This is a genomic window from Blastomonas ursincola, assembly GCF_013607875.1.
In the GTDB taxonomy this organism is placed as follows: Bacteria; Pseudomonadota; Alphaproteobacteria; order Sphingomonadales; family Sphingomonadaceae; genus Blastomonas; species Blastomonas ursincola.
In genome coordinates this window covers 65,061-72,731 of sequence record NZ_VDES01000005.1, presented here as the reverse complement: position 1 = coordinate 72,731, position 7,671 = coordinate 65,061, and the positions used below count along the sequence as shown (strand labels likewise).

The following is a 7,671-nucleotide window of genomic DNA, read 5'->3' as shown; positions in this document are numbered from 1 at the left end:
CAGGAAAAGGGTGCGGGCAACGAGATCCAGCTGACCGACGCGATGGCGCGGATGATCGGCAGCCAGCCGTTCCACGCCGTCACCTTTGCCGGCAAGCGCTACGACTGCGGCTCGAAGGCCGGTTATGTCCAGGCGAACCTGGCGATTGCACTGGAGCGCGAGGACATGGCGGACGAAATCCGCGCCTTTGCGGTGGATCTGCTGAAATAAAGGTTCAGCATCGGCTCAGCCGGGCTATAGCATCATCCAGCGCGCGCGGGCTTTGGCGCGCTGGAGGGTTGCATACATGAAAATTTCGCTGGGGCTTGCATTGATCGCCCCGCTGGCGCTGACCGGCTGCATTGCGAGCGCGGTGGGCACTGTCGTCACTGCGCCGGTCAAGATCGTCTCGAAGGGCGTCGATCTAGCCACCACCAGCCAGTCCGAAGCCGACGAGAATCGCGGCCGCGCGATGCGCAAGGCCGAGGAGCGGCTGGGCAAGCTGCAGCGCCAGCGCGACAAGGCACTGCGCAAATGCGACGATGGCGATGACGATGCCTGCGAGCAGGCGCGCGATATCCAGGAACAGATCGACGAGGAACGCGACCGGGTGATGTAGCCCCCGGAACCTTCGCCCACGCTCTTCATCGCGGGACTGGTCACGAATCGATCCTGCGGTTAAGGGCCAGAACAGGGCGGGCCGCATCGCATGCCGGGCCCCTCGTTGACGAAAGGCCTCGATAATCCATGGATGGACAGCAGCTCTTTTTCCTGATCGCCGCGCTGGTGATCGCGGTGATGATCCTCATCTGGGCGCTGGTCGGGCGCAGCGGCGGCGCAGGCCATCACGATGCCGGGCACGGCCATGACGATCACGGCCATGGCGCACATGGGCAAGACGGTCATGGCCACGATCACGGTCACGCCGCGGTCGAAGCCCCGCCCGCGATCATTCCGACCATCGGCGGCGCGCCCGATCCGACGGTCGCGGCGCTCTCCACCGCCGATGTCGATGCTGAGATCGCTGCTCAGGCCGCCGAGGCCCAGGCCAGCGGCAAGCCGCGCATCGCGGCCGCCGTGGGCGAGCCGGACGATCTGCGCAAGATCAAGGGCATCGGCCCCAAGCTGAACACGCTGCTCGGCGAACTGGGCGTGGCCCGCTACGACCAGATCGCCGCCTGGACCGCCGCCGATGTCGCGGAGATCGATCCCTATCTCGGCACGTTCAAGGGCCGCATCGAGCGCGACGGCTGGATCGAGCAGGCCGGCTTCCTCGCCCGCGGCGACATTGCCGGTTTCGAGGCGAAATTCGGGAAGCTGTAAGGGCAGGATCGCGGGCGATGGAGACCGGAGCGCTGCTCAGGCTGGCCTATCTTGCCAACATCCTGATCCTTGTACCGGTCTGCTGGGCGATGTTTTTCGGCAACGCCATGGCTTCGGTCTTTCAGGGAACGGTGACCGACAGCCTGGGTCTCAGGCTGCTGGTAGGTAGCCTCTGGGCCGCAATTCTGTCCGCGTCGGTGTTCGGGCTTTTCATGCCCGTGCTGTTCGCGCCTCTGCTGCTGGTCCAGATCATCTACAAGGCGCTGTGGTTGACCCTGTTCGTCCTTCCGCTCGTGCTGGCAGGCAAGCCTGCTCCCTGGGGCATTGCCAGCATCTTTGCCGCCATCGTGCTGACCTATCCGTTCGTTCTTTGGCGCGCCTGGAGCAGCTGACCGCAAGGCCACTCCCAACGACAAAAGGCCGGGTCATCGTGCTGATGACCCGGCCTTTCGTGTTTCAGTGATCCGGCAGGATCAGGCCAGCGCAGCCTTGAGCTTCTCAGCGAGGTCGGTCTTCTCCCAGGGGAAGAAGTCGCCTTCGGGCTTGCGGCCGAAGTGACCGTAAGCGGCCGACTTCTGGTAGATCGGCTTGTTGAGGCCCAGATGCTCGCGGATGCCGCGCGGCGTCAGGCGGACGAGCTGCGGCAGCACCGCCTCGATCCTGTCGTCGGCGACCGTTCCGGTGCCGTGCGTGTCGACATAGAGCGACAGCGGCTCGGCAATGCCGATGGCGTAGGACAGCTGGATGGTGCAACGACGCGCCAGGCCGGCCGCAACAATGTTCTTGGCCATGTAGCGGCTGATATAGGCCGCCGAACGGTCGACCTTGGTCGGGTCCTTGCCCGAGAACGCGCCGCCGCCATGCGGCGAGGCACCGCCATAGGTGTCGACGATGATCTTGCGACCGGTCACGCCGGCATCGCCATCGGGACCGCCAATCTCGAAGCGGCCGGTGGGGTTCACATAGATTTTGGTCTCGTCGGTGATGAAGCCCTCAGGGAGGACATCGTGCATCACGCCAACGACATAGTCGTACAGCTTCTGATACTTGTCGGCATCGCCCTGGCCTTCGTGCCAGTAATAATCGGGCGCGTGCTGGGTCGAGACGACGAGAGCGGTGGCGCGCACCGGCTTTTCGTCTTCATAGGCGAGCGTCACCTGGCTCTTGGCGTCGGGCTCAAGGAAATCGACGACCTTGGCGTGACGGTCTGCAGCCATGCGCTCGAGGATCTTGTGCGAATAGTCGAGCGTCGCGGGCATAAGGTCTTCGGTCTCGTCCGAGGCATAGCCGAACATGATGCCCTGGTCGCCCGCGCCTTCGTCCTTGTTGTCCTTGGCATCGACGCCCTGCGCGATTTCCGCCGACTGGCCGTGCAGATGGTTCTCGAAGCTGAAGGTCTCCCAGTGGAAACCTTCCTGCTCGTAGCCGATGCGCTTCACGGTCGCGCGGACGGTCTTCTCGATCTCCTCGAGCGCGCCGGGGGCCCATTCGCCATTCTCGTATACGCCCTTGCAGCGGATTTCACCGGCGAGCACGACGCGCTGGGTGGTGGTCAGCGTTTCGCAGGCGACGCGCGCATAGGGGTCCTTCGACAGGAACAGATCGACGATCGAATCGGAAATCTGGTCCGCAACCTTGTCGGGATGGCCTTCGCTGACCGATTCGGAAGTAAAGAGGAAGCTCTTGCGCATGGATCGCCTTCTCGCTGAGGCCCAGGGGCGACCGCCCCTGAGGCACATATAAAGATTTCCTTATATCACGGCCCTTAACGGGGGAATGCACGCAGCGCAACCGCGAACAGCAGCAGCAGCCCGGCCAGCCCAAGCGCAAGCGCGTTGCCCCAGAGCGCAAACGGCGTGGCGGCATGCGCCCTCGGCAGCACAGTATCGATATGCCCCGCCTTGTGGTGCGCAATCGAATCGAGCAACCGCCCATCGGCATCGACCACTGCCGAGATGCCGGTAGGGGTGGAGCGGATTACCGGCAGCCCTTCTTCCAGTCCCCGCATCCGCGCCTGGGCCAGATGCTGGGGCGGGCCCCAGGGGCCGAACCAGGCATCGTTGCTGGGGTTGAAGATGAAGTCGGGGCGATTGTTCCGATCGGCCACCTCGCCCGAGAAGACGATCTCGTAGCAGATCTGCAGCCCCATCCGGCCCAAGCGGCCGAGATCGAGCGTCTGCGCCCCCGGCCCGGGGGTGAAGCCGAGCGTCCCGGGCACCAGTCGCGACAGCCCGATCTGGCCGAGGATTTCTTCATAGGGCAGATACTCGCCGCCGGGGACCAGATGGCTCTTGTCGTAACTGCCCAGGATCTCGGCCTGGCTGGAAAAGACGAACACGCTGTTCGCCGCCGCTATAGCGCGCCCGTTGCGGTCGAAATCGAGCTTCACCCCGCCGGTAACCAGCAGATCGCCATCGTTGATCGGCCGGGTCAGCCGGGCGCGGATGCCCGCGGGCGTTTCGGGATAATAATAGCGGCGCGGATAGCCATCCTCGACGAAATCCTCGGTCGCAGCCTCGGGCCAGAACACGATGCGCCCCGGCGGCGCCTTGCGATCGACGGTCTGATCGACCAGCCGCGCGAAATTGCGCGCGGCCATGACCGGATCATATTTGTCCGACTGGTCGTTGTTCGGCTGTACCACGGTGATCGGCGTGCGCGTGAAGCCCGCAGGCGAAGGCGCAAGCGTCCATCCGCCCAGGCTGAGGAGCGCCACCCCGGCGAACAGACCGAGCGCGGGCTTCCACTGCCGCTGCACTGCCAGCAGCAGCGCGCCCGCCATCAGCATCACCAGCGCGCCCAGGCCATAAGTGCCGACCAGCCGCGCTGCCCAGCCGAATTCGAGCGCGATGACACCCAGCGGGTTCCAGGCGAAGCCGGTAAACACCCAGGCGCGCATCCATTCGGTGATCAGCCACAAGGCGGCAAAGGCAAGGATGAAGCGTGCATCCGCCGCTGCAATCTTGCGCGGGAGCAGATGCGCCACCAGCGCCGCCAGCGCAGGAAACAGCGCCAGATAGCAGGACAGCCCCACCACCGCGACCCAGCCGAGCCAGTGCGGCATGGCATCCTGATAGGTAAAGGCGATCGCGATCCAGTTGAGCCCGATGGTGAACTGGCCCAGGCCAAACAGCCAGCCGCGCGAAAACGCGGCCTTTCGGCTCGGTGCCGTGGCGATGAGATGGATCAGCAGTGCCATGCACGCCAGCGTCACCGGCCACAGGTTCAGCGGTGCAAAGCCGGTGGCGGAAAGCCCGCCCGCCAGCAGGGCGAGCCATTTGGGAAAGCGCTGGATCATCTGTGCGGTGCTATGCCCCGCCTGTTGCGGCGTGACAATCGGCGTTGCAACGCGCCTGTCACGAACCGCAGGGATTTTGCACCAAAATCAGGTGACACGCCGCACCGCCCTCCGCATAAGCTTGCGGCCATGATCCACCTCGCTGCCCTGCTGTTCGCCGCGCAAGCCGCACCTGCACCCGTCGCCCCGCCCGCACTGACCCAGACGCAGCGCGACGACCTGACCTGCGCGGCGGCCTTCGCGATCATCGCGTCCGAGCAGGAGCGCGGGGTGACGTCCGCATTGGCCTATCCCACCATGGTCACGCGCGGCCGCACCTATTTTGTTAACACCGCCGAGCGAATCGTTACCGAAACCGCATCGAGCGATGCGGCGATCGGCGCAGCGCTGACGCAGATTGTCCAGCAGTTGCAGAGCGATGCGGCGCAATCGAACGACCCGGCGGGCGTGGTCGATGCCATCATGACCCCGTGCCTCGAAAAGCTCGACGCAGCCGTTCCCGTGCCCCCGCCGCCATCGATGCTGCAATGCGCGGTCTATGTGCAGCTCGCCTATGAGGAGGTGAAGGGCCGCGAGGGCGATTCGAACACCGCGCGCGACCTCAAGACGCTCGCCAGCGTGCTCGAATCGCGCGCCCGCGACGAAATGCGCGACGCGGGACTGAGCGGCAACGAGGCCGATGCGAAGCTGATCGAGACGCGCGAGGCGGCGATCGCGAAGGACATGGCGCGCAATCCCGGCGACGATGCGCAGGCTGCTGATGGCGACATCGATTTCGAAGCCTGTTTCAACATGGCCAAGCCCGCCGAAAAGCGCTGACCAGCAAGCCGCCCCATATCGGGACGCGGCTTATCCACAGCCTGTCAAAAAAATGGCGAAAACTGTCAGCGGACCTGACGACTTTACCCATCGTTAACGATTGACCCCTAAATCGTTAACCAGACACGGCAAGCAGTGCCGGTAACGATATGGGGCAAGCAAAATGGAACAGATCGACGGACAGGCCATGGCCGAACTGATCGTGGGCAACAGCGTTGCGATCCGCGAGATCCGCGGCCTCGTGCGCTTTGCCGCCCAGACCAATGCTTCGGTTCTGATCACCGGCCCGTCGGGCACCGGCAAGGAGCTGGTCGCGCACGCGCTGCACCGCGCCTCGCAGCGCGCCGCCGCCCCTTTCATCGCGGTCAACAGCGGCGCCATCCCGCGCGAGCTGATCGAATCCGAACTGTTCGGCCATGAAAAGGGCAGCTTCACCGGCGCGATCGCCCGCCGCATCGGCCATTTCGAGTCCGCGCATAACGGCACGCTCTTTCTCGACGAAATCGGCGAGATGCCGCTCGACATGCAGGTCCGCCTGCTGCGCGTGCTCGAGGACCAGAAGGTCCGCCGCATCGGCAGCAACGACGATGTGCGCGTCGACGTGCGCCTGATCGCGGCAACCCACCAGTGCCTCGAAAGCGCGATTGCAGAAGGCCGGTTCCGCGCTGACTTGTTCTACCGCCTCAACGTCCTGCCGATCGAGCTGCCTGCCCTCGCCGAGCGCCTCGAGGACATTCCGATGCTGGTGCAGCATTTTCTCTCGCGCGGCTTTGCCGCCGACAATCCACCAGTGTTCACCGATGAGGCGATGGCGATCCTGATGGCGCATGACTGGCCGGGCAACGTCCGCGAGCTCAAGAACCTGGTCGAGCGCGCCGCCGTGTTCTTCCAAGGCATGGAAGTCGGCACCGACCAGATGGCGATGCTGCTCCGCCCGATCCGCTCGGCGCGCCCCGAACTGTCGCAGCCGATCGGCGTGGCGATGCCGGCCAATGTCGTGCCGATGGCTGCTGCGCCCTCCGTGACCATTCCGGCCCCTACGCCCAGCTTCGCCAAGCCGATCGACCTGCGCGAATATCTGCAGAACGAGGAGCGCCGCGTGCTGATCGAGGCGCTCGAATCGACCGGCGGCGTGGTTTCCGCTGCCGCCCGCCTGGTCAAGCTGCAGCGCACGACCTTTGTCGAGAAGATGAAGCGCTACCAGATCGGCCGCGAAATCGCGCTGAGCGCGTAATGTTCGGCAAAAGCGCCGCGTTGCGGGATGGAAGACCTGCTAGCCCTCCCCCTTGATGGGGAGGGTTGGGTGGGGGTGCTCTCTCCGGATTGCAAAGCCTTCCGCCATCGCACCGCTGCACACCAGCCGAACCATCACCCTCACCGCTGCGACTAGGCTCCTCGTCGCCAAGTCTCGCTGCCTCTCCCATCAAGGGAGAGGCGTGCGGGGCTGGGGAGGGGAGACGCTGGTCAGAAATCCGCTTCCTCGTAATGCGAGGGCGGCTTGATCACTTCCATCCGTTCGGCCAGCAGCGGCCGGAACGAAGGCCGCGACTTGAATTTCCTGTACCAGTCCGCCGTCTGCGCATGCGCCAGCCAGTCGATGCCGCCCAGATAATCGGCGATCGAGATATGCGCCGCAGCGGCCAGATCGGCGAGGCTCATCGTCGCGCCTGCGATCCAGGCATGATGGTCGAGCAGATAGTCGATATAGTCGAGATGCGTGTTCGCAAGCCGCATCGCCTCGCGCAGCACGCGGCCATCGGGCGGCTGGCGATAGATCAGCCGCTTGCGCATGCGTTCGTGCATCAGGGGCGCGACGACATCGCCGAAGAACTGCTCGTCAAACCAGGCGACGAGCCGCCGTATCTCGGCGCGGTTGTCCGCCGATCCGTTGATCATCGGGTTCTTCTCGACCGTTTCCTCGAAATATTCGCAAATCGCCCAGCTGTCGCACAGCGTCTGGTCACGGTCGCGATGGCGCATCACCGGGGTGCGCCCGGCGGGGTTCATGTCGAGAAACTCGTCGCGCTGTTCCCAGGGTGATTCGCGTACCAGCTCATAGCCGATGCCCTTTTCCCCCAGCAGAAGCCGGACTTTGCGCGAAAACGGACACAGGGGAAATTGGAACAGCTGCCACATTCCATCCTCCATGCAACAGCGGCGCGAAGGCGTCCATATAATGCTTTGGCGGCGAGGCGCATTTTACGGTCAGAACGGGGCGATCGTCCGCCCCCTCTCCCCCAGCGAGAACCTGA

8 protein-coding genes and 1 pseudogene are annotated in these 7,671 nt (G+C 64.6%); 6 read left to right on the top strand and 3 right to left on the bottom strand.

All coding sequences use genetic code 11. The annotated features are described in order from the left end of the window. The 4 genes and pseudogenes from FG486_RS17855 to FG486_RS17840 all read left to right on the top strand — a co-directional run. Positions 1-210: pseudogene (locus FG486_RS17855) on the top strand (UTP--glucose-1-phosphate uridylyltransferase); the annotation flags it as partial. A 76-nt stretch (positions 211-286) separates the two neighbouring features. Further along, positions 287-598 carry a hypothetical protein gene (locus FG486_RS17850; protein WP_066284244.1) on the top strand — a complete coding sequence of 104 codons (312 nt, stop codon included), beginning with the start codon at positions 287-289 and terminating at the stop codon, positions 596-598. Positions 599-726: 128 nt separating this feature from the next. Next, on the top strand, positions 727-1,302 hold the full coding sequence (locus tag FG486_RS17845; RefSeq protein ID WP_137775710.1) for a hypothetical protein: 576 nt from the start codon (positions 727-729) through the stop codon (positions 1,300-1,302). Between the two features lie 17 nt (positions 1,303-1,319). Then, positions 1,320-1,694, top strand: coding sequence for a hypothetical protein (locus FG486_RS17840; protein WP_137775711.1), 375 nt, complete (start codon positions 1,320-1,322; stop codon positions 1,692-1,694). 81 nt (positions 1,695-1,775) lie between these two features. Here FG486_RS17840 and metK read toward each other — a convergent pair whose 3' ends face one another. After that, a complete protein-coding gene (metK, locus tag FG486_RS17835) occupies positions 1,776-2,993 on the bottom strand; it encodes a methionine adenosyltransferase (RefSeq protein ID WP_066284254.1) in 1,218 nt (405 codons plus the stop codon). Positions 2,994-3,067: 74 nt separating this feature from the next. Continuing rightward, positions 3,068-4,600 carry an apolipoprotein N-acyltransferase gene (lnt, locus tag FG486_RS17830; RefSeq protein ID WP_181268560.1) on the bottom strand — a complete coding sequence of 511 codons (1,533 nt, stop codon included), beginning with the start codon at positions 4,598-4,600 and terminating at the stop codon, positions 3,068-3,070. A gap of 129 nt (positions 4,601-4,729) precedes the next feature. Here lnt and FG486_RS17825 point away from each other — a divergent pair, with 129 nt between their 5' ends. Then, complete coding sequence (locus FG486_RS17825; RefSeq protein WP_181268559.1) at positions 4,730-5,419, top strand: hypothetical protein; 690 nt, start codon at positions 4,730-4,732, stop codon at positions 5,417-5,419. 163 nt (positions 5,420-5,582) lie between these two features. Further along, positions 5,583-6,653: a sigma-54 interaction domain-containing protein gene (locus FG486_RS18315; protein WP_066284262.1), complete on the top strand. Its 1,071-nt coding sequence runs from the start codon at positions 5,583-5,585 to the stop codon at positions 6,651-6,653. Positions 6,654-6,883: 230 nt separating this feature from the next. Here FG486_RS18315 and FG486_RS17815 read toward each other — a convergent pair whose 3' ends face one another. After that, complete coding sequence (locus FG486_RS17815; protein WP_031317962.1) at positions 6,884-7,555, bottom strand: glutathione S-transferase family protein; 672 nt, start codon at positions 7,553-7,555, stop codon at positions 6,884-6,886. Between the last annotated feature and the right edge of the window lie 116 nt (positions 7,556-7,671).